At 72.9% G+C, this 23,371-nt stretch carries 22 protein-coding genes; 11 read left to right on the forward strand and 11 right to left on the reverse strand.

Annotated elements, in window-relative coordinates; genetic code table 11:
* Positions 1-127: 127 nt before the first annotated feature.
* The gene (locus tag ACH45E_RS21725) at positions 128-700 is read right to left on the reverse strand and encodes a 3'-5' exonuclease (RefSeq protein WP_361445352.1); all 573 of its coding nucleotides are present in this window, start codon (positions 698-700) and stop codon (positions 128-130) included.
* Between the two features lie 105 nt (positions 701-805).
* Here ACH45E_RS21725 and ACH45E_RS21730 point away from each other — a divergent pair, with 105 nt between their 5' ends.
* From ACH45E_RS21730 to ACH45E_RS21740, 3 genes are all read left to right on the forward strand, one after another.
* Complete coding sequence (locus ACH45E_RS21730) at positions 806-1,537, forward strand: response regulator transcription factor (protein ID WP_361445355.1); 732 nt, start codon at positions 806-808, stop codon at positions 1,535-1,537.
* Positions 1,534-3,051 carry an ATP-binding protein gene (locus tag ACH45E_RS21735; RefSeq protein ID WP_361445358.1) on the forward strand — a complete coding sequence of 506 codons (1,518 nt, stop codon included), beginning with the start codon at positions 1,534-1,536 and terminating at the stop codon, positions 3,049-3,051. Before ACH45E_RS21730 ends, ACH45E_RS21735 begins: the two co-directional genes overlap by 4 nt.
* Positions 3,052-3,283: 232 nt before the next feature.
* The gene (locus tag ACH45E_RS21740; protein WP_361445361.1) at positions 3,284-4,642 is read left to right on the forward strand and encodes a DUF3500 domain-containing protein; all 1,359 of its coding nucleotides are present in this window, start codon (positions 3,284-3,286) and stop codon (positions 4,640-4,642) included.
* 24 nt (positions 4,643-4,666) lie between these two features.
* Here the strand turns inward: ACH45E_RS21740 and ACH45E_RS21745 are convergent, their stop codons facing one another.
* Positions 4,667-6,454 (reverse strand): SMI1/KNR4 family protein, encoded by a 1,788-nt coding sequence (locus ACH45E_RS21745; RefSeq protein WP_361445364.1) that lies wholly within the window; start codon positions 6,452-6,454, stop codon positions 4,667-4,669.
* 28 nt (positions 6,455-6,482) lie between these two features.
* Positions 6,483-7,421: a helix-turn-helix domain-containing protein gene (locus ACH45E_RS21750; RefSeq protein WP_361445367.1), complete on the reverse strand. Its 939-nt coding sequence runs from the start codon at positions 7,419-7,421 to the stop codon at positions 6,483-6,485.
* A gap of 220 nt (positions 7,422-7,641) precedes the next feature.
* Between ACH45E_RS21750 and ACH45E_RS21755 the strand changes: the two genes are divergently transcribed.
* Positions 7,642-8,058 carry a DUF6010 family protein gene (locus tag ACH45E_RS21755; protein ID WP_361445370.1) on the forward strand — a complete coding sequence of 139 codons (417 nt, stop codon included), beginning with the start codon at positions 7,642-7,644 and terminating at the stop codon, positions 8,056-8,058.
* On the opposite strand, the gene ACH45E_RS21760 is transcribed toward ACH45E_RS21755, so the two are convergent.
* From ACH45E_RS21760 to ACH45E_RS21775, 4 genes are all read right to left on the reverse strand, one after another.
* Entirely contained in the window at positions 8,052-9,608 is a 1,557-nt protein-coding gene (locus ACH45E_RS21760) for a hypothetical protein (protein WP_361445372.1), read from the reverse strand. The two genes, ACH45E_RS21755 and ACH45E_RS21760, sit on opposite strands and share 7 nt — an antisense overlap.
* A gap of 118 nt (positions 9,609-9,726) precedes the next feature.
* Complete coding sequence (locus tag ACH45E_RS21765; protein WP_361445375.1) at positions 9,727-10,428, reverse strand: ferritin-like domain-containing protein; 702 nt, start codon at positions 10,426-10,428, stop codon at positions 9,727-9,729.
* 206 nt (positions 10,429-10,634) lie between these two features.
* On the reverse strand, positions 10,635-10,955 hold the full coding sequence (locus tag ACH45E_RS21770) for a hypothetical protein (RefSeq protein ID WP_361445378.1): 321 nt from the start codon (positions 10,953-10,955) through the stop codon (positions 10,635-10,637).
* A 29-nt stretch (positions 10,956-10,984) separates the two neighbouring features.
* Entirely contained in the window at positions 10,985-11,890 is a 906-nt protein-coding gene (locus ACH45E_RS21775) for an NAD(P)H-binding protein (protein WP_361445381.1), read from the reverse strand.
* Positions 11,891-12,044: 154 nt separating this feature from the next.
* Between ACH45E_RS21775 and ACH45E_RS21780 the strand changes: the two genes are divergently transcribed.
* The gene (locus ACH45E_RS21780) at positions 12,045-12,917 is read left to right on the forward strand and encodes a LysR family transcriptional regulator (protein WP_361445384.1); all 873 of its coding nucleotides are present in this window, start codon (positions 12,045-12,047) and stop codon (positions 12,915-12,917) included.
* On the opposite strand, the gene ACH45E_RS21785 is transcribed toward ACH45E_RS21780, so the two are convergent.
* From ACH45E_RS21785 to ACH45E_RS21795, 3 genes are all read right to left on the reverse strand, one after another.
* Positions 12,893-13,621 carry a VCBS repeat-containing protein gene (locus tag ACH45E_RS21785; RefSeq protein ID WP_361445387.1) on the reverse strand — a complete coding sequence of 243 codons (729 nt, stop codon included), beginning with the start codon at positions 13,619-13,621 and terminating at the stop codon, positions 12,893-12,895. The two genes, ACH45E_RS21780 and ACH45E_RS21785, sit on opposite strands and share 25 nt — an antisense overlap.
* Positions 13,622-13,638: 17 nt before the next feature.
* A complete protein-coding gene (locus ACH45E_RS21790; RefSeq protein WP_399041244.1) occupies positions 13,639-14,478 on the reverse strand; it encodes a lysozyme in 840 nt (279 codons plus the stop codon).
* Positions 14,479-14,561: 83 nt separating this feature from the next.
* Positions 14,562-16,088 carry an MFS transporter gene (locus ACH45E_RS21795; RefSeq protein ID WP_399041247.1) on the reverse strand — a complete coding sequence of 509 codons (1,527 nt, stop codon included), beginning with the start codon at positions 16,086-16,088 and terminating at the stop codon, positions 14,562-14,564.
* Positions 16,089-16,225: 137 nt separating this feature from the next.
* Between ACH45E_RS21795 and ACH45E_RS21800 the strand changes: the two genes are divergently transcribed.
* Genes ACH45E_RS21800 through ACH45E_RS21825 form a run of 6 tightly spaced genes read left to right on the forward strand, consistent with a single transcriptional unit; the run spans position 16,226 to position 21,651 of the window.
* A complete protein-coding gene (locus ACH45E_RS21800; protein WP_361445392.1) occupies positions 16,226-17,806 on the forward strand; it encodes an ATP-binding protein in 1,581 nt (526 codons plus the stop codon).
* Complete coding sequence (locus ACH45E_RS21805) at positions 17,803-18,210, forward strand: roadblock/LC7 domain-containing protein (RefSeq protein WP_361445394.1); 408 nt, start codon at positions 17,803-17,805, stop codon at positions 18,208-18,210. Before ACH45E_RS21800 ends, ACH45E_RS21805 begins: the two co-directional genes overlap by 4 nt.
* On the forward strand, positions 18,207-18,554 hold the full coding sequence (locus ACH45E_RS21810; RefSeq protein WP_361445396.1) for a DUF742 domain-containing protein: 348 nt from the start codon (positions 18,207-18,209) through the stop codon (positions 18,552-18,554). The genes ACH45E_RS21805 and ACH45E_RS21810 overlap by 4 nt, the downstream gene beginning before the upstream one ends.
* A complete protein-coding gene (locus tag ACH45E_RS21815) occupies positions 18,535-19,191 on the forward strand; it encodes a GTP-binding protein (protein ID WP_399041250.1) in 657 nt (218 codons plus the stop codon). The genes ACH45E_RS21810 and ACH45E_RS21815 overlap by 20 nt, the downstream gene beginning before the upstream one ends.
* Positions 19,188-20,396, forward strand: coding sequence for a cytochrome P450 (locus ACH45E_RS21820; RefSeq protein WP_361445398.1), 1,209 nt, complete (start codon positions 19,188-19,190; stop codon positions 20,394-20,396). Before ACH45E_RS21815 ends, ACH45E_RS21820 begins: the two co-directional genes overlap by 4 nt.
* 28 nt (positions 20,397-20,424) lie before the next feature.
* Positions 20,425-21,651, forward strand: a complete 1,227-nt coding sequence (locus ACH45E_RS21825) for a cytochrome P450 (protein WP_361445401.1) — start codon at positions 20,425-20,427, stop codon at positions 21,649-21,651.
* On the opposite strand, the gene ACH45E_RS21830 is transcribed toward ACH45E_RS21825, so the two are convergent.
* A complete protein-coding gene (locus ACH45E_RS21830) occupies positions 21,648-23,324 on the reverse strand; it encodes an FAD-dependent monooxygenase (RefSeq protein ID WP_361445404.1) in 1,677 nt (558 codons plus the stop codon). The two genes, ACH45E_RS21825 and ACH45E_RS21830, sit on opposite strands and share 4 nt — an antisense overlap.
* Positions 23,325-23,371 lie beyond the last annotated feature (47 nt).

Here is a 23,371-nt window from a genome sequence, read left to right on the forward strand (position 1 = left end):
AGCCGACCGGAACATTCCAGATCCTTCCCCTCTGCGGTGTACCTGTCCGCAGTCCGCGTACCCCGGCTCCGGGCTCCTTGGCCCGATTGTGGTCAAGGTCTCGGAGATCAGAGAGGGGCCAGAGGGGTCAGCCGGTCCCCGGGTCCGGCCAGGCGCCTTGCCGGGCGAGGCCGAGGACCAGGGCGGCGATGTTCCAGGCGTCGTCCTCGCCCCGGTGGTGACGGCCCTCCAGCGGGAGACCCGCCACCCGCAGGGCCTGGGCCATGCCGGGACGCTTGCGCAGTCCGTGCGCCGCGGCGAAGGCCTCCTTGGCGTTGACGTGCCGCTGTCCGAAGGGGTACGTCACGCCCGTCGCCCGGCACTGCCGCTGGAACTGGCGGCGGTCGTACTCCCCCCAGCTGGTCCACGGCCGGATCCCGGACCGGTGTGCGGTGGCCAGCAGCCGGCATGCCTCGCCGAAGGACAGCCCCTGGTCCACTTCGGCCTGTGTCAGCCCGGTCAGCTCCGTGCAGAAGGCGCTGACGGCCGACCGGGCCGGCCGTACCAGGACGCGGTGCCGCCCGGTCCGCTCACCGGTCGCCAGATCGACGACGGTCAGCCCGATCTCGATGATCTCGCTGACCGCCCCGGCCGGCGGACGGCCCTCCCAGCAGGTCGCCTCCACATCGACGACGTTCCACAGCGTCTCCCCCTGTTCCATGCCGCCGAGCGTAGGCGGACGACGGCGCACCCCTCACCTGCATTTCCCGCACGGCGCTCGGGCCGGGCACAGCGCTCGCACAGCGAGCCGTGACAGGGTCACGGCATGTCTCGCACCCCTGTGGCCCGCGAGGACGCGGTCCGTGTACTGATCGTCGACGACGAGCCCGAGCTCACCGAGTTGCTGTCCGCGGCGGTCGCCGAGGCCGGATGGCGGCCCCTCACGGCCCGGGACGGGCGCGGCGCGCTGCGGATCGCGCGCGGCTGCGCGCCGCACGCCGTCGTCCTCGACGGGATGCTCCCCGACGTGGACGGGGTGCAGGTGCTGCGCAGTCTGCGGGGCGAGAACGCCGGCCTGCCCGTGCTCATGCTCACCGCCCGCGACGCGCTGGAGCACCGGATCGAGGGGCTGTCGGCGGGCGCGGACGACTACGTGACCAAGCCCTTCTCACTGGAGGAGGTCATGCTGCGGCTGCGCGGGCTGCTGCGCCGCGCCGGCGCCTGGGGCGCGGCCGAGGGCGAACCCGTGCGGACGCTGGGCGATCTCGTGCTCGCCGGGAGGACCCGCGAAGTGCGGCGGGGCGGCACGCTCGTCCCGCTCACCGCCAAGGAGTTCGACCTGCTGTGGTTCCTCGTGGGCCATCCGCACCAGGTGCTCAGCAAGGCGCAGCTCCTCGACCACGTCTGGAACTCCTCGTTCGACGGCGAGGGCAATCTGGTGGAGGTGTACATCTACAGTCTGCGCGCGAAGATCGACAAGGGCCGGGCTCCGATGATCCACACCGTGCGCGGGGTCGGGTACGCGATCAGGGCGGTGGACGACGGAACGCGACGATGACGGAGGCGAGGGGGGCGGGGGGCCGGCCGGGCGGGCGGTCGCTGCGGGCCCGCCTGGTGCTGTTCGTCTCCATGGCCATGGTCGTCGTCTGCGCGGCCATGGCGCTGACCACGGTCGTCGTGCAACGCGTCTATCTCCTTGGGGACCTGGACCAGCGGGTCACCGACGCCGCGGCACGCAGCCAGGGCGGACTGCAGCACCGTGCGGGCGGCGCGCGGGACCTGGGCTTCCTCAACGAACGCGGGCAGCCCGTCGGCACGCTCGCGGCCCGTTTCGCCGCCGACGGGCGGATCCTGGCCGCCGAGGTGGTCACCCAGGAAGGCGGGCAGCGGGTTCTGACGGCCCGTCAGCGCGCCGCCCTCGACGGCATCACCCCGGACGGCTCGCTGCACACCCGCACCGTCCCCGGCCTCGGCGCGTACCGTGTGACCGCGCTGGGCGGCGACGGGGTGCCCGTGCTGGCGGGGCTCCCCGTGGACCGGGTGCAGCGCATGATGAACGCCCTGGTCACGGCCGAGTCCGTGATAGCCGCCGTGGGGCTGGGTGCCGCGGCGTGCGTCTCGGCGGTCGTCGTACGGCGGCAGCTGCGCCCCCTCGGCCGGGTCGCCGCCACCGCGGCCGAGGTCGCCCGCGCGCCACTGGAACGCGGCGAGGTCACCGGGCTCACCCGGGTCCCCGCCCGGGACACCGACGCCGGCACCGAGGTCGGCCAGGTCGGTGTCGCCCTCAACCACCTCATCGACCATGTCGAGCACTCGCTCGCCGGACGCCAGCGCACCGAGGAACGCATGCGCCGCTTCCTCGCCGACGCCGGCCACGAACTGCGCACACCGCTGGCGTCGATCGCCGGATACGCCGAACTCATGGACCGCGGCTCGCGGAAGATCGAACCGGCGCTGGCCTGGCGCCGGGTGCTCGCCCAGTCGGCCCGGATGACCGGGCTGGTGGAGGATCTGCTGCTGCTCGCCCGCCTCGACGAGGGACGGCCGCTGCGGTCGGCCGAGGTGAACCTGGCGACCCTGGTCGCCGAAGCGGTGTGGGACGCGCGGGCTGCCGGGAGCGGCCACGACTGGCAGCTGGCGCTGCGCCTCGAAGGGACCGCGACGGTGCTCGGCGACCAGGCCCGGCTCCAGCAGGTGCTGGCCAACCTGCTGGCCAACGCCCGGGTGCACACTCCGGCGGGCACGAAGGTGACGGTCGTCGTGGAGGCCACGGCCACGGACGCCGTGATCCGGGTCCGGGACGACGGCCCCGGCATCCCGCCCGATGTCCTGCCCACGGTGTTCGAGCGTTTCACCCGGGCCGGCACCTCCCGCTCCCGCACCCCTGGCGGGGAGGGCGGCTCGGGGCTGGGGCTGGCCATCGCCGCGGCCATCACCCAGGCGCACGGCGGTCACATCGACGTCACCAGCGCCCCCGGCGGCACGGCATTCACGGTCATCCTCCCCACGGCCGCACCCGGCCACCCGACCGACGCGAACCCGGCCCTCGCGTCGGCCCCCGGCACCGACTGACGCGTCCCGGCCCTCGCGTCGGTCCCCAGCTCCGACCGACCCGTCCCGGCCCCCGCGAACTCCCAGCGCACACACAGAGAACCAGGTCCGACGCGGTCCGCGCAGGCGCGAGGCACCGGTTCCGGCCGGTGGGCCGGGCCGGGTTCAGGTGGGCCTCAGTTCACTGATCCACAGTGGTCGCCCGTGCGGCCGTCCACCGGGGACGCGCCCCCGACGAAGGGATTCAGCGAAGATGACCGAGCTCGACACCGGGGAGCCGACCGCCCGCGAGCCCCAGTCCGAAGCCGGCCGCGGTGCCCTCGCGAGCCGCCGGAACTTCATGCGGAAGGTGTTCTTCGCCAGCGGTGCCACGGCGGTGGTGACGATGGGCGGCGCCGGAGCCTGGACCGCGCTCGCCGACGACGGCACGGGCACCGGCGCGGCCGACGCCTCCGCCGGCCCTTCGGCCGGCGCTTCGCCCAGCGGTGCCCCCACCGGTGGCCCGGGCGGCGGCCCCGGAGGTCCCGGAAACCAGTCCATCACCGAGGAGTTCTTCGGCCTGACCACCGACGGCAAGCGCATCGACGACCTGTTCACGATCCACTCCACGGACGTGGCCACCGCACCCGTGATCTCCGCGGCGAACGCCTTCCTGGCCGGGCTCACCGACACCCAGAAGACCGCGACGCGGTTCACGGTCCACTCCACCGAGTGGCGGCTGTGGAGCAACATCGACTCCTACGCCCGCCAGGGCGTCTCCCTCGCCGACCTGACCGACGACCAGAAGGCCCTCGGCACCGCCCTGCTGAAGGCGGCCCTGAGCGCCGACGGCCTGGAGACCACCGAGAAGATCCGCCGGATCAACCAGGCGGCGGGCGAGGCGATCGGCAACACCAAGTCCTTCAACGAGGACGCCTACTACTGGACGTTGATGGGCACCCCGTCGGCCACCGAGCCCTGGGGCTTCCAGTTCGACGGCCACCACCTCGTCATCAACTACTTCGTCCTCGGCGACCAGGTCGTGATGAGCCCCTGCTTCTGGGGTTCGGAGCCGACCTCGATGGAGATCGACGGCGGGACGGTGACGGTCTGCCACGAGGAGGTCGCCGCGAGCCTCGCCTTCATCAACTCCCTCACCACGGCCCAGCAGAAGGTCGCCATCAGCTCCGCCACCAAGTCGAACGAGTCGATGAAGGCGGGCGCGTTCTGCGACAACACGGTCCAGGCGTACGAGGGCCTGCGCGGCAACGCCCTCACCGGCGCCCAGAAGAAGAAGCTGCTCGGCATCGTCGAGGCCTTCGCCGGGCGGGCGAAGGCGGACGTGGCCAGGGTGCGGATGGCCGAGGTCCGCGCGCACCTCGACGACACCCACGTCACCTGGGCCGGGGGCACCGGCGACACCGACGCCTTCTACGTCCGGGTGCACAGCCCCGTCGTATGGGTGGAGGTCGACTGCCAGGCCCCGGGCCCGCTGGCGGGCGCGTACGGCGCGTCGCAGGGCGGCACCCCGACCCAGAAGCACGTCCACTCGATCATCCGCACGCCCAACGGCAACGACTACGGAAGGGAGTTGCTGAGGCAGCACTACCTCACCTCGCCGCACCACCGGTGACGTGAGCGGCTGCGGTTCCCGCCGTCAGGCCCCCTCCAGGTCGGCGGCCAGTTCGGTCCGCCAGTGCACGGACATCCGGTGGCGGAGGATGGTGGCGGCCGCGGCGGGAACCGGCAGCCGCACGAACTCGCGGAGCGCGCGGGTGGCCTCCGCCCGGGTGGCCCAGGCATTGAAGTCGTCCTGCGCCACCGGCCCCTCGCGCCACCGTCCCGCCCCGCACACCAGCTGCCGGGCCGCCCACGTCTCGGCGTCGATGGTGCGGATGCGCAGGTCCAGGGGGCCGTCGGGCGTCAGGTCGACGTTCTCGCCGCGCCGGATCCGCGCCACGGCGCCGGCGATCTCGTCGTAGCCCTCGACGCCGGTCTCCGCCGCCAGCCGCGCCAGCTGGGCGGCCATGGCCGTGCGCAGCCGCTGCGGCGGGGTCCGCTTCACGAGCCCGGCCAGGTCGAAGTCCCGCACCTCGTCGACGTACCGGTGTGCGTCCGGGTCGATGTCCTCCAGCAGCGGCAGGAGCAGCCCACTTGTCAGCTCGGCGTCCGCGTCGTCCTCCGGCCGGTAGCGGATGCCGAAGTCCCGGTCGAGTTCGGTCAGGAAGCGGGTGTACGCCGCCGAGGACCCGGGCCACGGATCCGCGCCGCGATCCTCGCGCGGCGAGTCGGCACGGCGGTCCTCCTCAGGACGCGGGGCGCCGTCCTCGGTGACGGTGACCCGGACCTCCGGTCCCCCCTTGGCCAGGGCGACGGCCCGGGTGCCCGCGGACGCTCTGCGCAGGACCTCGGGCCGTGCGAGCTGGGGCGCGACCCCGTCCTGCGTCCGCGTCCCGTACGCGCCCTCCTGCGTCGCGTACGCCCAGCCGCCGACCGTGCCCGCACGCACCGTCGGACGGTACGCCGCCCACGGCGAGTCCGCGGACTCCCGCGCCCGCTCCCGGGTGCGGGGCCGGAGCGTCCCGGGTATCGCGCCGAGCCTGCGCAGCAGTTCGTCCGGGGTGATCCCCTCGGCGAAGACCACATCGGGCTGGACCGGCGCGGGGGCCGGCGGACCGCTGTGGCGGGTCCTGACGAAGAACAGCCGCTGCCCGTCCTCCGGCATCCCCGCGGGCGCCGGGTCCGACGCCGCCGGGGCGGGCGGCTCCGGCTCCGGTTCGGGGGTCGCGGCGGCGAGGGCGAGCGGGGAGACCGGTTCGGGGATGACGGTTCTCTCGTCGTCCCACAGCAGGACACCGTCCACGGCCAGCGGCGTACGGCCGTGGAACGTGGTGCCGTCCTCCAGCGCGTCCGCGTAGTCGGCAAGCACGTGGCGCAGGGAGGGCCACTCGGTGAAGGAGGGGGCGTACTCGTCGAAGTAGCGGCCCGGCCGGCCCCAGTTGGGCCCGGGGCGGCAGGAGAGGAAGAGACCGTCGGAGCGCTGCCGGCCGATGCCGAGGGTGATCAGCAGCCAGTCGTGGTGCCAGTACTCGTCCAGTTCGTCGTCGTCCTCGTCGTCCTCGGCGGCCTCGTCCAGGGCGTTCTCCGGTTCGATGTCCGCGCCGATGTCCCGCAGGAACCGGGTGCCGTCGACGATGTCCGCGATGCCGGACAGCGGCCCGTAGTACGCCAGCACGGGCGCCCCGTCCGCCGGTTCCACTCCGTCGTGGCAGCGGAGCGACGCCCTCAGGTCGGGGTGGAAGCGGACTCCCAGCGTGCGCTCGGCGGCCTCGATGTCGGACGCCTGGGCGGGCGGCCTCAGCCGGGCGTGGCTGACGGGGGCGTGCCGGGCCAGCCAGGCGTCGATGCGGGCCCAGGAGCCCTCGACTGCGGCGGGAATGCTCATGGTTGGACCATAGGCTCCGCCACTGACATCAGCTGAAGGTGCGGCGGTAGGTGTGCGGGCTGACGCCGGTGGTGCGTTTGAAACGGTCGCGGAAGGCGGTGGGTGAGCCGAAGCCGACCTGGCCGGCGATGCGCTCGACAGGGTGGTGCGTGGTCTCCAGGAGGTGCTGGGCCTGGCGGATCCGGGCGCGGTGCAGCCATTGCAGCGGGGTGGTGCCGGTCTGTTCGCGGAAGCGGCGGATGAGGGTCCGGGTGCTAATTCCGGCGTGGGCGGCGATGTCGGCGAGGGAGAGCTCGCGGCCGAGGTTGTCCTGGAGCCAGGTGAGCACGGGTTCGAGGGCGGAGCCCCGCGGGGTCGGCGCGTGGTCGTGGACGATGAACTGCGCCTGGCCGCCCTCACGTTCGAGCGGCATCACGGACAGCCGGGCCGCGTCGGCGGCGACGGCCGAGCCGTAGTCGCGGCGGATGAGGTGCAGGCACAGGTCCAGTCCCGCTGCGGCGCCGGCCGAGGTGAGGAACTGGCCGTTGTCGACGTACAGGACACCCGGGTCGACCTCGATCTCGGGGTGGACGGCGGCCAGCAGGTCCGCCGCGGCCCAGTGGGTGGTGGCCCGCAGTCCGTCGAGGAGTCCGGTGGCGGCCAGTGGGAAGGTGCCCGAGCAGATGGACGCGATGCGTGTGCCGTCCTCGGCCGCCGCGCGCAGGGCGTCCCGGACGGCGGGCGGGAGCGGGGCCGCGGGGTCGGCGGTTCCGGGCACGATGACCGTGTCCGCGCCCTCGAGTCCGTCCAGGCCCCAGGGTGCGCGCAGGACGAAGGACCCGGTGTCGATCTCCGGCTGCTCGGCGCACACGCGGATCTGGTAGCCGGGGCGTCCGTCCGGGAGGCGGGTGCGGGTGAAGACCTCGATCGGGGTCGACAGGTCGAAGGGAATCACCTGGTCCAGCGCGAGAACGGCGACGGTGTGCATGGTCCGAACATACCTGTCGCTATCTCGTTGGAAGGTGTCATCCATGCCACTGGGGTGCCGGGGCGACAGCTGATTGGCTTCAGGGACACCAGCCGGCCCAGGCCGGTCGTCCCCCCGTACCCGCGCTGCGACCCCCGCGCATCGCGGCACATGCCGAACTCGTCCCATTCGTCGTCCTGTTGGCAATCTCGCCACAGCACACCGAGAAAGCGACCCGGTCTTGAGCTACATCGCCCCGATCCTGATCGGCATCCTCTACGTCCTGCTGATGTCACTGGTCCGCCGTCCGGACAGTCGCCGCCGCCTCAACGCGCTGATGGTGGGCGGCGCCGGAGCCGCCTACCTCAGCGGCGGCGGCTTCGGCGGCTGGGAGTTCCTCTACACCGTCGTGGCCACGTACGTCGCCTACCGCGGCCTGGAGTCCTGGACCTTCATCGGCATCGGCTGGCTGATGCACACCTCGTGGGACCTGTTGCACCACTTCAAGGGCAATCCGATCGTGCCCTTCGAGCACGGCTCGTCCCTGGGCTGCGCGATCTGCGACCCGGTCATCGCGCTGTGGTGCTTCCGCGGCGGTCCCCGCGTCACGATTCCCTGGCGGGCGTCGCGGACGCGGGAACCGGTCGCACCTCAGTAACTGCTGCCGAGGGTCTGCTTCGTGTAGGCGCATTCCGTGTAGATGTACCCGGGGCGGAGCTTGGCGGTGTCCGAGGCCGGCGTCGCGGTGCTGTCACCGTGCGGCTTGTGCACGAAGTACGTGGTGCCGACGGGGAGACTGATCGTCCGCTGCGGATAGTTCTTGCCGCTGCTGCAGGGCTTGAACCCGATCCTGATCGTGTCGGCGAAGGAGTAGGTCTTGCAGCTGCCGCAGCCCTTGAGCGTGAAGCTGCCGGTGACCGGGCCGGTGTAGAGGACGGTGACGTCGTGCGGGCTGTCGTTCTTGACCGTGACGGAGATGCTGCCGCCGGATGCGGTGGTGGGCAGCTTCTTCCCGGCGGCCGGGAGCGTCTGGGCGACCTCGGCGGCGATGGACACCTTCTTGGCGCGGTCCCGGTTCTTGCTGTGCTTGTTGTCGGCGACGAACTGGTCCATGGTCTTCTGGGCCTCGTCGAAGTCGCCGTCCTTGTACTGGTCGACTCCGCAGGCGTACTCCCCCGCGTCACCGCTGCTCGCGGCCCGGCCGGCGGCCTTCTTGAGGCCGTCGGCCGCGTCCGTGGCCGTCGCCGACAGCTCGGTGATCCGGGTGTTCAGACTGGTCAACTGCTCGACGGCGGTGCAGGGTTCGCTCCCGCTGACGTCGTTCTCCGCCTTCTTCACCGCCGAGTCGACGGCGGGTACGACCTTGCCCGCCGGCGCGGACCGCGGGAACGTGTCCAGCAGGTCGCCGAACCGCGTGACCCAGTCCGCCTGGCCGCCCGCCAGGCTGCTCGAACCGCACTCGTACAGCGAGGTGGCCAGGCGGTCGTCGGGCCAACTCGTCAGCGAGCCGAGCTGCTTCTTCGGCATGGTGCGGGGCACCGTACGCAGGTACTTCAGCGGCTCGACCGCGGCGCAGTAGTCCTTGTGGCCGTACGCGGCGCCGACCGTCTCGTAGTAGGTCCTCATCCGGTCCGGGACCTGCCCGGCCGCGCGGGAGCCGGAGTGGTTGACCGCGAGGTCCTTGTACACGTCCAGGGCGGACCCGTAGTCGGACCTGCTGAACGTGTGCCGGCCGGCCGCCGTCACCATGCGGTCGGCCCGCTCCAGGCGGTCGAGGAGCGACTGCTCCACGGCCTCCTTGTGCGCGCCGTCGTACCCGACGGCGGCACCGGCCGGTACGGCGAGGAGCAGCACGCCCAGCAGCAGCGCCAGCGGCGCTCTCCCGGGCCAGGTCAGCCGGGTGCGCAGCCCGGCGATCGCGCCGTGCACGGCCGCCAGCAGCAGGATCACGGCGTAGCCGGCGAGCGCCGCCCCCGGGACACCGTCGGCGTCGGCGGGCAGCGCCACGAGCAGCAGTACGACGGTCGCCACGCAGCAGGCGGCCATCGGGATCCATCTTCGGATCAACGCGTACCCGAGGCCCAGGCCGCTGAGGTTGAGCAGTGCGACGGCGGCCGCCCGCAGACGGTCCGGCGGTGCCGGCGGCGGGCTCGATGGCATCGGTGGCACGGCGAACTGCTGATAAGGACCGTACGGATTGCCGGACATGGTGGCTCCCCCCATATAACTACGCCCGCATGTCTGCGGGTTGGCAGTGTACGGCCAGGGGCGCGTACCCGACAGAGGTGTCCATAACGGCGGCCCGCGACACCGTGCGGCGTCGAGATCAAGCCAAGATCGTACCAACCACGCTCTTCGACGACACCATGACGTCGGCCACGAACCGCAGGCGGCCGAGGCCGAGTTCACGCAGGGCCGCGCCATGGTCGGCGGCCACCACGAGGCAGACCGCGTACAGCAGCAGCTGCCAGCCGGCCGTCACCGGGCGCCGCAGGGGACGGGGCAGTTCGCGGAAGGAGGCGTGCAACCGCGCGCAGTGGAAGGGCACGTGACGCTGCTCGTCGGCCAGGATGTGGCCCGCCACGTCCGAGGTGAGCGGATCCGCGGCGCCGTCACGCAGGGCCCGGTAGTAGCGCAGGGCCACCACTTCCGCGATCATCAGCACCAGCAGTTCGGTGCGCAGCCCCATCATGCGCCGCAGCCGTACGAAGGCCCGGTCGCTCCAGTGGCCGGCCAGTGTCGGCATACCGCCGGCGGTCAGCAGACGGGCCAGCAGTCGGGCGTGGTTCTGCTCCTCGGCGACGAACAGCTTCACCGCGTGCGCGTAGTCGGGGTCACCGGCCTCTTCCGCCTTGGCGATGAGGTTGGCGCCGTCACCGTCCTCGCCGACCTGGAACCGCTGGATGCTCGCCCACACCGCGCGGTGGAGGGACGCCCCCTGTGCCCAGTGCGGGTCCGGCTCGGCCCGTCTGCGCCGGTCCTCCTCCTCGAACCGGTCTGTCCAGTCCGCGAATCCGCCCGTCCGCACCCGGTCTCCCCTCGCCCCCCCGGGCATGCACGGTCGCGTGCCCTGGTCGAGAAGGACGCGGACGGTGGCCGAATCGTTCCGCCGGGGCGGCGGGCAGGTTCACTCCGGCGGGCGGCGGCCCTTCGAGGGCAGAACCGCGGGTGTACGGCCCGCAGCGGCCGCGACCCCGCCGCCGGCGCCGGAGTGACGGGGACCGGACGGTGGGCTCAGCCGATGTCGGAGTCGATGCCGGTGATCACCGCGGGCCCCAGCGGCGCGCTGCCCGGATCGAGTCCCGCGTCACGCAGCGCGGAGTCCGCGAGGTCCCGGGCGCCCTCCTCGGCATGAGCGCCGCTGTCCGCCTCCACGGACAGCCTGATGGTGAAGGTGTTGTCCTCGTTGACGGTGAGGGCGTCCAGGTCCTCGGTGCTGCCCGTCCGAGTGGTGTGGGGATCGGCCGGCCGCAGTGCCCGGCTCAGCCGCGCTCGCTCGTCCTCCTCGATCCCGGTGGTGAAGGTGCCAGGAACGGTGATCAGGTACGTGGTCATGACGATCCTTTCCTCGGATGTCACACCGCCTACCCCTGAGAGCCCGTGCCCATCACGGCCGGCCGGAGTACGTCCTCGCACCACTGGCGGAATCCGGTGGGCGCGGTCTCCGGGGTACTCGGCGCGCCGGCGCCGTAGAAGCCCTGGTCACGCAGGGCGTCCACCATGTCTGCCAGCCCTTGCGCCCAGGCCTCGCTCACGCCATGGCTCAGCAGCGTCGCCCTGTAGTCCGCGCTGGTGACGGCCTGCACGCGCACCGGGCGGTCCAGTACCTCGGAGACGACCCGCGCCATGCCCTCGGGGGTCAGGTCGTCGGGTCCGACCAGCGGGACGTCGTCCTGCCCGGTCCAGGTGGCGTCGAGCAGCAGCCGGGCCGCCGTGGCGGCGATGTCACCGGTGGCGCAGGTGCGCAGCACCCGGTCCTCGGCCGCCGCCAGGAAGAACACGCCCGCGGTGCGGATCGACTCGGCCTGGCCCAGCAGGTTCTCCATCAGGAACGGCGGACACAGTGCCCGGTAGTGCACCCCCATGGCGGCGATCGCCTCGTCCATGGCGAGCGACGCCGATATCTGCCCGGCGTTCTTCGCCACCGAGCGGCCCAGCGTCGAAACGCCGACGACCCGTTCGACGCCCTGTCCCGCGGTCACCTCACGCAGCGGCTCGGTGAAGGCACGGAAGTGGCCCTCGACGCTGTCGGCCGAGGGGGTCGGGGGCACCAGCCAGAACAGGCGGTCGGCGCCGGCGCACGCCTCCTTCAGAACGGCGGGATCGGCGTGCGATCCCGGCACCACCTCCACGCGCTCGCGCACCCCCGCGGGAAGGTGAGCGGGGTCGCGGGCGATCACCCGGATCCCGGGCGCGCCTTCCGGGGCGTCGAGGAGGCGGTCGACGACCTCCCGGCCGATCTGACCGGTGGGCGTGGTGACGACGATCATGGACAACTCCAAATCAGGCTGCTTCGCCGGATGTTCAGGTGTTCCGGACGTCTTCGAGCCTGCTGCCTCACCCGCGTGAACTGAAGGACCGATCCGCTCCCGCTTGTTACCCTGACGGTAATACCGCCCGCAGAAGACCCCCGTAGGGAGAGGCGTGGATTCCCGCCTGCTGCGCTACTTCGTCGCCGTCGCCGAGGAACTCAACTTCGCCAGGGCCGCCGAGCGGCTGGGCATGTCCCCGCCGCCGCTGTCCCGCGCGATCCGGCAACTGGAGTCGGAACTGGGCGTCACCCTCCTCGAACGGACCACCCACAGCGTGACGCTGACCCCGGCCGGAACGGTGCTCCTCCAGGAGGCGAGGATCGCCCTGGACGCCCTGGAGGCCGCCGGCCGGCGGGCCCGGCGCGCGGCCGCAGCGGAGCCGAAGCTGGTCCTGGCCGTCAAGGCCGACGGGGACGGAGGGCTGCTGGAGCCGATCCTGGCGCGCTTCGCGGCCGATCCCGCGGCCGTACCGGTCGCCGTCCGGCTGTGCGGCTGGCAGGAGCAGCCGCAACTGCTGCGCCGCGGGGAAGCCGACGCGGCCCTGGTGTTCGAGCCGTTCGACCGTACGGGCCTGGACGCCGAGACGCTGGCCGCCGAACCGCGCGTCGTGGCCCTCGCCGCCGGGCACCCGCTCGCCGGCCGGGACCGCCCGGTCCTCGCCGACCTCGGACTGCGCCCCGGCGATGTGCACCGGTTCATCGACGAGACCCGTGGCGTGGGCCGCGACCTGGCCCAGTTGCTCACGCTCGTCGGTCTCGGCGACCTCACCCCGCTGCTGCCCGCGTCGGTCGCCGCGCGCTATCCACGCCCCGGCGTCGTCTACCGGCCGGTCCCGGACGCACCGCCCGTGGTGTTCGCCATCGCCTGGCCGCAGCAGTCCCGTTCGACGGCCGTGGCGGCGCTCGTCCGTGCCGCCGTGTCCGCGGCCGAGGGTGGCACCGGGACGGCACGGGAGGCGGGCTACTCCCCCGCGCACCGGGGGTAGAAGGAACTCAGCCCGGCGTACGGCATGTTCGTGGGCGTGGGGTCGTCCGTCTGTTCCGCGTCGACGACGTACTTGCCGGTGTACCTTCCGATGCCCGCGGACTTCTCGCCGAGCCGGCCCCGGGTCTGGTACACGCCGTCGCCGTCGTAGGTGTAGGCGGCGAGGTCCGGGTACCGGTCGTGGTTGTAGTCGGCGACGGCGACGCCGCGGGTCTCGCCGAGGTCCAGGTGCCGGGGGTCGTGGCCGCGGCCGGTCCGGGCGAAGGGGCCGCGTCTCAGCTCGGCGAGACGCGGCTCGATCGGGCTGTCGCCCTGCCACTTGCCCGTGGCGACCACGACGAGGTCGGCCCATCCGTCGCGGTCGAAGTCCGCAACGGCGGCCAGGTCCGTCTCCTTGGGCCTGGAGCGGCCGACCAGGTCACGGACGCCGACCCGCTTCCCGGGGCCGGACGCGGTCCCGAACGTGAGGGTCAGCCGTGCCCCGGTCCCGGAGGGGTCGGAGACCCGGTCGCGGTGGCCGTCGGCGTCCAGGTCCGCCAGGAGGTCGCCGGTCCCGGTCACACACGGCTCGATGGCGGACGGCTCCGCCGGACGCGGCGGCGCCGTTCCCTCGAAGGTGTTGAACGAGCCGGCGAAGACCGCCAGGGCCGCCGCCACGACGGCGACGATCCGGCGCGGCCGGATGGTGTGCGCTGTCAGGGGCATCCGGGCATGATGCCATGTCAGCCCTTGGCGAAGCCCCGCAGTTGGTCGACGGAGCCGTTGAACCTGTCGTGGTCGCCGACCGTCGCTCCGGTCGAGGTGTACTGCCACATGGTGTACGAGGACCAGCCGGGCGGCAGGTCGCCCACGGTCGACGCGTACCGGGCGATCCACAGCGGGTTGGCCGCGGCGAAGCCCGCGTAGTTGCCGGTGCAGGTGTTCCACCAGCTGGTGGCGGTGTAGATCACGGCGGCGCGCCCGGTGCGGGACTTGTACCGGTTCAGGAAGTCACGGATCCAGGTCACCATCGCGCTCGGTGTCTTGCCGTAGCAGGCGTCGCCGTACGGGTTCCACTCGATGTCGAGCACGCCGGGCAGGGTGATGCCGTCCCCGCTCCAGCCGCCGCCGTGGTCGACGAAGTAGTCGGCCTGGGTGGCGCCGCCCGTGGTGTCGGGGGTGGCGAAGTGGTAGCCGCCGCGGATCAGGCCGGCGCCGGCCGCACCGGTGTACTGGCCGGAGAAGTAGGGGTTGGTGTAGTAGGTGCCTTCGGTGGCCTTGGTGTAGGCCCATCTGACGCCGCTGTTCCACAAGGTGGCCCAGGCGACGTCGCCCTGGTAGCTGGCGACGTCGACGCCTTCGGTCTGGCCGGCGCGCGGGCCGCCCGGGGCGGGGCTCGAGCCGTCGTGGGCCTCGACTCCCATGCCCATGTGGGCGGAGCCGCGGGCCGGGGTGGTGTCGTCGGCGGCGGCCGGGACGGTGAACGGGGAGGTGAGCAGCGCCAGCAGGGCGGCCGGGACGGCGGCGGCGAACAGGCGGGCGCGCTTGGGGTGAAGGGCTATGAGTGGTCGCACATGCATCATCCGACCCGCAGTCGGTCCTCGCCGCACGCCAAGTACCGCCGTATGACGGCCCATCGGGCCCAGAAGGCTCCGTACGAGTGACGTCAGCCCTGGCCGGCATGGGTGTGGCTGTGCGGCACCTCGGGCTCGCGGGGGGACGCCGCCCTGCGGTCGCGCAGCCAGTCGTGGACCGCCAGACCGAAGGCGCACAGCACGGGCAGCACGCCGCAGCCGACGGCCAGGGCGACGGCGGTGCGGTAGTCGTGGGGGTGGGCGCCGAGCACCACGTAGAACAGGCCGGGCAGGGCCGCCGTACCGACCGCCCCGCCCAGCCGCTGCCCCGTCTGGAGCGCCCCGCCGGCGGCTCCGGCCATCCGTACCGGCACGTCCCGCAGGGTCATCGTCACGTTGGGCGAGATCACGCACCCGCTGCCCACACCGCCGAGGAACAGGGCGGGAAGGACGAGCCACACCGAGCCGTCGCCGGGCGCCAGGCGCAGGATCAGCGCCGTCGCGCCCAGTCCCAGGACGACGGCGGCCAGCCCGCACACGGTCAGCAGCCGGCCGAGCCGCTCCACCAGGCGGCCGGCGATCGCCGCGGCCAGGGCGGAGCCGATGGCGAACGGTGTCACCGCGAGACCGGACCGCAGCGGACTGTAGCCCTGGCCGTTCTGGAAGAAGAGGGCGAACACCAGCCACACCCCGCTGAAGCCGACGAAGTACAGCGTGGCAATGGCGGCGCCGACGGCGTAGCCGCGGGTCGCGGTCACCAGCCGCAGGTCGAGCAGCGGCCGGCCGTCACGCACCGCGACCCGCCGCTCCCACCGGGCGAACGCCGCCAGGAGGGCGAGCCCGAGGAGGAAGAGCCACCACAGCCGCCGCACCCCGCCCGATTCCGCCAGCACCAGGGGAAGCATCAGCGCCAGCACCCCGCCGCCCAGGAGCAGCACACCGCCCAGGTCGAGCCGCTCGCGCCGGCCCGGGGCCACCTTGGGCAGCAGCCGGAGGCCGAGGAGGAGCGCGAGGACGCCGACGGGTACGTTCACGTAGAAGATCCAGCGCCAGCCCTGGGGGCCCTGGGCCAGCTGGAGGATCAGCCCGCCGGCGACCGGGCCCACGGCGCTGGAGACGCCCACGGTCGCCCCGAAGAGGCCGAAGGCCTTGCCGCGGTCGGCGCCGCGGAACATCTGCTGGATGAGGGCGGAGTTCTGCGGGGCGAGACAGCCCGCCGCGACCCCCTGGGCCAGCCGGGCGGCGACGAGCAGGGTAATCGTGCCGGCCGCGCCCGCCGCGGCGCTGCACACGACGAACGCGCCGAGCGCCAGCAGGAAGACGCGGCGCCGGCCGACCGTGTCCCCGATCCGCCCGGCGGTCACCAGCACCAGGGCGAAGGCCAGGGCGTAGCCGGAGACCACCCACTGGATGGCCGGTGCCGACGCGTGCAGGTCCCGCTGCATGGAGGGCAGCGCGACCGCGACGATCGTGACGTCCAGCAGGCTCATGAACCCGGCGACCAGCGTGACCGCCAGGGCCTTCCAGCGCCTGGGATCGCGCCCGTCGTCCGCCTGTGTGCCCGGTTCCACTCGTTCGCTCCTGTGCCCTTTCGTCACGTCCTTGGGGCGAGTACCCATTTGTTTTGTGCAATGACTTCAGAACCTTTCCAATCCGATCAAGAACTCTCGTATAGTGACGCCCAGTTGAGCACCAAGCGTCACCACTCACTCACATCTGCCGGCGATCACCACGGCAGCTGCCCTAGGACCCACTGATGACCGCGCCCACGCCTGACGGCGAACGCCCCACCTTCCGCTCGATCGCCCCCGCCCTGGCGCTGACCGGCCTCCTGTCCGCGTTCGTCGTCGTCACCGTGGTCGACCTGGCGCCGCCGTCGGTCCGTACTCCGCTCGCCTGGGGGTCGAGTGCCGCGGCGCTGGTGCTGTGCGCGGCGGTGGTGTCCGCCGTGCACGCCGTGCAGGGTGAGCGGGGCGCCCGGCGCAGGCTGGAGACCGTGACCCAGGACCTCGGCCGGCTCCTTCAGCAGCAGGCCCGGGCGACCGAGGAGTCCCGGCAGGAGCAGCAGCGCCTGATCGACGAACTGGCCGAGCAGCGCGCCGAGTTGACGGCGTCCTTCGACCAGGAGCGGACCCGGGTCGAGATGGTGGCCGCCCAGGAGCTCGACCACCTCGACCAGGAGAACGCCCGCCTCGCCGCGGGGCTCGAGCGCGCCACCCGGGAGCGGGCGGCGGCGATCGCCGCGACCTCCGGCGCGGCCGGCCGTATGCAGGCCCTGGCCACCGCCACCCTCGCCGACCTGCGCGCCATGGAGGACCGCCACACCGACGAGGAGGTCCTCGCCGACCTCCTCCACCTCGACCACCGCACCGCGCAGGCCGGCCGGCTCGCCGACTCGATCGCCGTGCTGACCGGCGCGCGCTCCGGCCGGCGCTGGGCGCGGCCGATCGCGATGGAATCGATCCTGCGCGGGGCGATGGGCCGGATCAGCGGCTACCAGCGGGTGCGCGTCCACTCGGTCAGCGACGAGGCCGTCGCCGGTCACGCGGCCGAGGGCGTGATGCACGCGCTGGCCGAGCTGCTCGACAACGCCGCGAACTTCTCACCCCCGTCGGCCGAGGTCCATGTGTACGTGGAGGAGGTGCCGGCCGGCGTCATCGTGTCCGTCGAGGACAGCGGACTGGTGATGGGGGACGTCCAGCTGCGCCGCGCCGAACAGGCGGCGGCCGGTGACAGCTCCGAGCTGGGCGGTCTGACCGGCACCCGGCTGGGACTCGCCGTGGTGGGCCGGCTGGCCCGCAAGCACGGCCTGAGGGTGTCCTTCCGGCCGTCCGCGCGCGGCGGCACGGGCGTACTGATGCTCATCCCGCAGGAGATCCTGACCAGCCCGCACACGGCCGAACCGCCGGCCGCCGTCGCCGCGCCCGCCACCGAGCGGACACGTCCGGCCGAGCCGCCCGCGGCGGACCCCACCCCGGTCCACGAGGTCGCGGACAGCGACGTCGACGACCGGGCCGACCGGGAAGACCAGGCAGACCAGACCGACCAGGACGACCAGTCGGCGACGCTGCCCAAGCGGCGCAGGGGCCGCACCCTCGCCGCCGCCGAGCGGACGAGGCCCGCGCCCGGGGCCGCCGAGCCGGGCCGTACTCCCTCCGCCGACGACGCCGAGGTCCGTGCCGCCCGCTTCAGCAGCTTCCGTCAGGCCGTACGCGCACCGGCCGCGGACCACACCGCGTCCGGCATGTCCGACCACGCCGCCTCCGCCGACACCGCGCCGCCGAGCACGAACCCCTCCCACCCGCAGGCCCACCCGGAAGGCGACACCACTTCATGACCGGCAGGACCACCGCCGACGAGAAGCTCACCTGGCTCATCGAGGGTCTTCTGGAGCGCACCCCGGGCGCCCGCCACGCGCTCGTGCTCTCCCGCGACGGGCTGAAACTGTGCCGCACCCCGGAGCTGACCGTCGACCAGGCCGACCAGCTCGCGGCCATCGCGGCCGGCATCCAGTCGCTGTCGCACGGGGCGTCCGTGGAGTTCGGCGACGGCAGCGGAGGCGTGCGGTCGGCGATGACCGAGTTCTACGGGGGCGTGCTGTTCATCGTGGAGGCCGGCGAGGGTGCCCACCTCGCCGTCGTGACCACCGAGGACGCGGACCCCGGGCTGGTGGGGCACAACATGAGCGAACTGGTGGAGCAGCTCGGCGAGCACCTGAGCGCTCCGCCCCGCACCTCATGAGCCGCCCCGGCCGGGACGACGCTCCCGACCGCCTCTACACCCTCACCGGTGGACGCAGCCGGTCCGCTCCCGACAACCCCTTCGACCTGGTCACGCTCGTCGTCGCCGAGTCGGCGCCGGCCCCGGGGATGCAGTCGGAGCTCGCGGCGATCCTGCGGCTGGCCGAGTCGCCCACCTCGGTGGTGGAGATCGCCGCCGAGCTGCGGCTGCCCGTGAGCATCACCAAGGTCCTGCTGTGCGACCTGCTGGCGGCGGGCCGCGTCAGCGCCCGCCACCCCCGCAGAGCGGCCGTTTACGACCCCGACATCCTGGAGCAGGTGCTCGTTGGACTCCGTAATCTCTGAGGCGCGCACCTCCGACGCGCGAACCTCCGACTTGCGCACCCCGCTGGGTGACTCCGCCGACAACGGTCTGAAGATCGTGGTCGTGGGAGGTTTCGGCGTCGGCAAGACCACGCTGGTCCGCTCGGTCAGCGAGATCCGTCCCCTGGGCACCGAGGAGACGATGACCCAGGCGGGCGAGGCGGTCGACGACATCCGGGAGGTGCGTGGCAAGACCGCCACCACCGTCGCCTTCGACTTCGGGCGGATCACGCTGGACGCGCACAACGTGCTGTACCTGTTCGGCGCGCCCGGCCAGGAGCGGTTCTGGTTCCTGTGGGACCGGCTGTTCTCCGGCACGCTCGGCGCGGTCGTCCTCGTCGACACCCGGCGGATCGACGACTCCTGGTACGCCATCGACCGGCTCGAGCACCACGGCACGCCGTTCATCGTGGCCTGCAACGACTTCGGCGGCCCCGCGCACGCGCCGGACGCGGTCCGCGAGGCCCTCGACCTGGACCCGCACGTGCCCCTGATCGACTGCGACGCCCGCTCCCGCGAGTCGAGCAAGCACGTGCTCATCACCCTGGTCCAGCACATCCAGCAGCACTACACCGGCCGGTCCGCCCCGGCGGCCCTGCCCCGACAGGAGTTCGTGTGACCCCCGACGCCGTGCCCCTCAGCGGCCCCCGGTTCCAGACCGAGCCCGCCCGTCTGTACCGGGAGATGCGGCGCGACCACGGCGCCGTCGCCCCGGTGGTGCTCGACGGCGACGTGCCCGCCTGGCTGGTGCTCGGCTACCGCGAACTGCACCAGGTCACCGGCGACCCGGTGCTGTTCAGCCGCGACTCCGACCTGTGGAACCAGTGGGACATGATCCCCGCCGACTGGCCGCTGCTGCCGATGATCGGCCGCAAGCAGCCGTCGATCCTCTACACCGTCGGCGAGCGCCACCGGCAGCGGGCCGCGATGATCAGCAACGCCCTGGAGGCGGTGGACCCGTCCGCGCTGCGCGGCCACGCCGAGCGGTTCGCCGACGAACTCGTCGACGCCGTGTGCACCGTGGGCACGGCCGACCTGATCGGCCAGTACGCGATGCTGCTGCCGGTGCGCGTCCTGGCCCGGCTCTACGGCTTCTCCGACGAGGAGGGCCCGGGCCTCGTCACCGCCCTCAACGACATGATCGACGGCCGGGAGCGGGCCATCGCGGGCCAGACCCATCTGGCCGGCTCGATGGCACAGCTGCTCGCCGACCGCCGGGCGGCACCGGCCGCCGACGTGGTCTCCCGGATGCTCGCCGACGAAAGCGGCTTCAGCGACGAGGAGATCGCCCAGGACCTGATGGTGATGATGGCGGCCGGGCACCAGCCGACCGCCGACTGGATCGGCAACTCCCTCAGGCTGATGCTCACCGACGACCGCTTCGCCGCCTCCCTCTTCGGCGGCCGCAACAGCGTCGCCGAGGCCATGAACGAGGTGCTGTGGGAGGACACGCCCAGCCAGAACATCGCCGGCCGCTGGGCCTCCCGCGACACCCACCTCGGCGGCCGCCGCATCCGGGCCGGTGACCTGCTGCTGCTCGGCCTGCAGGGCGCCAACTCCGACCCGCAGGTCCGCACCGACGGCTCGGCCCTGACCGGCGGCAACAACGCGCACTTCTCCTTCGGCCACGGCGAGCACCGCTGCCCGTTCCCCGCGCAGGAGGTCGCCGAGGTGATCGCGCGGACCGGCATCGAGGTCGTACTCGACCGGCTGCCGGACATCGACCTGGCGGTGCCCGCCGGGTCCCTCACCCGTCGGCCCTCGCCCTGGCTGCGGGGTCTGACCGAGCTGCCCGTGCGGTTCACCCCTGTACCCGCCCTCTGATCCCCCCTGCCCTGGGAGGCATGTCACGATGACGACCGGTACCGAAGCATCCCGGATCGCCCTCGACCCCTTCGTCAGCGACCTGGACGGCGAGAGCGCGGCGCTGCGTGCGGCCGGTCCGCTCGCCGCCGTCGAGCTGCCGGGCGGCGTCCCGGTCTGGGCCGTCACCCACCACGCCGAGGCCAAGGCGCTGCTCACCGACCCGCGTCTGGTGAAGGACATCAACGTGTGGGGCGCCTGGCAGCGCGGGGAGATCCCCGCCGACTGGCCGCTGATCGGTCTGGCGAACCCGGGCCGTTCCATGCTGACCGTGGACGGCGCGGACCACCGCCGGATGCGCACACTGGTCGCGCAGGCGCTCACCCCGCGCCGGGTGGAGCAGCTGCGGGAGCGGATCACCAAGCTCACCGAGGAGCTGCTCGACCGGCTGCCCAAGGAAAGGGACGTCGTCGACCTCAAGGCGGACTTCGCCTACCCGCTCCCCATGTACGTCATCGCCGACCTCATGGGCCTGGAGGAGGCCCGGCTGCCCCGGCTGAAGGTGCTGTTCGAGAAGTTCTTCTCGACGCAGACCCCGCCGGAGGAGGTCATCGCGACCCTGACGGAGCTGGCACAGATCATGGCGGAGTCGGTGGCCGCCAAGCGGGCGGCGCCGGGCGACGATCTGACCAGCGCCCTGATCCTCGCCTCCGAGGACGGCGACCGGCTCACCGACGAGGAGATCGTCTCCACCCTCCAGCTGATGGTCGCCGCGGGCCACGAGACGACCATCTCCCTGATCGTCAACGCCGTCGTCAACCTCTCCACCCACCCCGACCAGCGCGCCCTCGTGCTGTCCGGCGGGGTGGACTGGTCGGCCGTGGTCGAGGAGACGCTGCGCTGGTCCACGCCGACCTCGCACGTCCTGATCCGCTTCGCGACCGAGGACGTGCCGGTCGGCGACCGGGTGATCCCGGCGGGCGACGCCCTGATCGTGTCGTACGGCGCGATAGGCCGGGACGAGCAGGCGCACGGGCCGACCGCGGGCGACTTCGACATCACCCGCGAGTCGGCGAACCGTCACATCTCCTTCGGCCACGGCCCGCACGTCTGCCCGGGCGCGGCCCTGTCCCGGCTGGAGGCCGCGGTGGCGCTGCCCGCGCTGTACGCCCGTTTCCCCGGCCTCGACCTGGCGGTGCCCGCGTCTCAGCTGCGCAACAAGCCGGTGGTGACGCAGAACGACCTGTTCGAGCTTCCCGTTCGGCTGAACCCCTAGGGCTTCCGGGTCCGGGCGAGGACGGTGTTCAGGACGTCCTCCAGGGTCTGAGCGGGCTCCTCGGCCGGGCCCGGCGCACGCCATGCCACGAACCCGTCGGGGCGGACGAGTACCGCGCCCCCGGGTGTCGTGCCGTGCCGCTCCGCCCAGTGCACGTCGTCCTCGGGGGCCAGCTCGGCGCCGGGTCCGGTGCCCACGCGGTACGAGGTCAGCGGGATCGCCATCTCTTCGGCGAGGCGGGTGGCGGCCTCGTGCCAGCCGCCCGTTCCGCCCCGCTCCCCCGCGTCGCTGAGCAGGACCAGGTCGCGCTCGTAGAGGTCGAGGGTGGAGACCCGCTCCCCGTCCCGCCGTACCCACATGTGCGGGGCCCTGCTGCCCGGTTCACCGGTCAGGTTCAGCGCCTCGGGGACGACCGGGGTGGTGGGATCGGCGTCGACGACGGCGCCCTGCGGGTAGCGGTAGCCCAGGGCGACGTTGAGGATGCCGCGCTGCGGGCCGCCGCTGCCCATGCCGGGCGCCGGGGCGAACCCGGGGTGGCTGTGCTCGACCGAGCGGGTGGCGGCGCGGGCGCTGGTGGCCTCCGCGACCGGGCGGCGCTCGGCGTCGTAGCTGTCCAGCAGCCCCTGGCCCGCCCAGCCGCCGAGCACCGCGGCCAGCTTCCACGCGAGGTTGTGCGCGTCCTGGATGCCGGTGTTCGAGCCGAACGCCCCGGTGGGGGACATCTCGTGCGCCGAGTCGCCGGCGAGGAAGACCCGCCCGGACTGGTAGCTCCGGGCGACGCGCTGGGCGGCGTGCCAGGGCGCCCGGCCGGTGATCTCCACGTCGAGGTCCATGTCACCGACGGCACGGCGGATGTGGTCGACGCACCGTTCGTCGGTGAACTCCTCCAGCGTTTCGCCGTGTTCGGGATGCCAGGGGGCGTGGAAGACCCAGTTCTCCCGGTTGTCCACCGGCAGCAGCGCCCCGTCGGCGTCCGGGGTGGTCAGGTAGCAGACGATGAAACGGCGGTCCCCCACGACGTCGGCGAGACGGCGGGAGCGGAAGGTCATGCTGATGTTGTGGAACAGGTCGCCGGGTCCGCTGTGCCCGATGCCGAGCTGCTCGCGGACGGGGCTGCGGGGGCCGTCGGCGGCGACGAGGTAGTCGGCGCGGATGGTGGTGTGCTCGCCGGTGTCGCGGCTCTTGACCACCGCGGTGACACCGGTGGGATCGGCGTCGAACGACATCATCTCGGTGTGGTACCGCAGGTCGCCGCCGAGGCGGACGGCGTGGTCGAGGAGGACCGGCTCCAGGTCGTTCTGGCTGCACAGGCACCAGGAGCCGGGGCTGAAGCGGGCGAGGCCACCGCCCGGGTCGATCTCCTTGAACAGCCATTCGCCGGCGTCGCCGACCAGGGTGGGCGTCTGCAGGATGCCGTGGTTGCCGGCCAGCGTGGCCGCGGCCTGCCGGATCCCGGCCTCGACGCCGGCCACCCGGAACAGCTCCATCGTCCGTACGTTGTTGCCGCGTCCACGGGGGTGGATGGACGTTCCGGCATGGCGTTCCACCAGGGTGTGCGGCACCCCCAGCCGGCCCAGGAACACCGAGGTCGACAGGCCGACCAGGGAACCGCCGACGATCAGGACGGGTACCCGGTGAGTGCCGGGGTCGGCGGAATCGGCTCTTTCCTTCATCACTCGCCTCCAGCGCGTCGTATGCACCGACTCGGCCGGATACGGCC

Source organism: Streptomyces sp. NPDC020299, assembly GCF_044387825.1.
In the GTDB taxonomy this organism is placed as follows: domain Bacteria; phylum Actinomycetota; class Actinomycetes; order Streptomycetales; family Streptomycetaceae; genus Streptomyces.

Excerpts from the sequence above, each read along its gene's own strand:
- ACH45E_RS21745 (WP_361445364.1), bottom strand. The coding sequence starts at position 6,454 with ATGAGCATTCCCGCCGCAGTCGAGGGCTCCTGGGCCCGCATCGACGCC.
- ACH45E_RS21790 (WP_399041244.1), bottom strand. The coding sequence starts at position 14,478 with ATGATGCATGTGCGACCACTCATAGCCCTTCACCCCAAGCGCGCCCGC.
- ACH45E_RS21735 (WP_361445358.1), top strand. The coding sequence starts at position 1,534 with ATGACGGAGGCGAGGGGGGCGGGGGGCCGGCCGGGCGGGCGGTCGCTG.
- ACH45E_RS21725 (WP_361445352.1), bottom strand. The coding sequence starts at position 700 with ATGGAACAGGGGGAGACGCTGTGGAACGTCGTCGATGTGGAGGCGACC.
- ACH45E_RS21825 (WP_361445401.1), top strand. The coding sequence starts at position 20,425 with ATGACGACCGGTACCGAAGCATCCCGGATCGCCCTCGACCCCTTCGTC.
- ACH45E_RS21810 (WP_361445396.1), top strand. The coding sequence starts at position 18,207 with ATGAGCCGCCCCGGCCGGGACGACGCTCCCGACCGCCTCTACACCCTC.
- ACH45E_RS21750 (WP_361445367.1), bottom strand. The coding sequence starts at position 7,421 with ATGCACACCGTCGCCGTTCTCGCGCTGGACCAGGTGATTCCCTTCGAC.
- ACH45E_RS21760 (WP_361445372.1), bottom strand. The coding sequence starts at position 9,608 with ATGTCCGGCAATCCGTACGGTCCTTATCAGCAGTTCGCCGTGCCACCG.
- ACH45E_RS21770 (WP_361445378.1), bottom strand. The coding sequence starts at position 10,955 with ATGACCACGTACCTGATCACCGTTCCTGGCACCTTCACCACCGGGATC.
- ACH45E_RS21830 (WP_361445404.1), bottom strand. The coding sequence starts at position 23,324 with ATGAAGGAAAGAGCCGATTCCGCCGACCCCGGCACTCACCGGGTACCC.
- ACH45E_RS21785 (WP_361445387.1), bottom strand. The coding sequence starts at position 13,621 with ATGCCCCTGACAGCGCACACCATCCGGCCGCGCCGGATCGTCGCCGTC.
- ACH45E_RS21730 (WP_361445355.1), top strand. The coding sequence starts at position 806 with ATGTCTCGCACCCCTGTGGCCCGCGAGGACGCGGTCCGTGTACTGATC.
- ACH45E_RS21795 (WP_399041247.1), bottom strand. The coding sequence starts at position 16,088 with ATGGGTACTCGCCCCAAGGACGTGACGAAAGGGCACAGGAGCGAACGA.
- ACH45E_RS21805 (WP_361445394.1), top strand. The coding sequence starts at position 17,803 with ATGACCGGCAGGACCACCGCCGACGAGAAGCTCACCTGGCTCATCGAG.
- ACH45E_RS21800 (WP_361445392.1), top strand. The coding sequence starts at position 16,226 with ATGACCGCGCCCACGCCTGACGGCGAACGCCCCACCTTCCGCTCGATC.
- ACH45E_RS21775 (WP_361445381.1), bottom strand. The coding sequence starts at position 11,890 with ATGATCGTCGTCACCACGCCCACCGGTCAGATCGGCCGGGAGGTCGTC.
- ACH45E_RS21740 (WP_361445361.1), top strand. The coding sequence starts at position 3,284 with ATGACCGAGCTCGACACCGGGGAGCCGACCGCCCGCGAGCCCCAGTCC.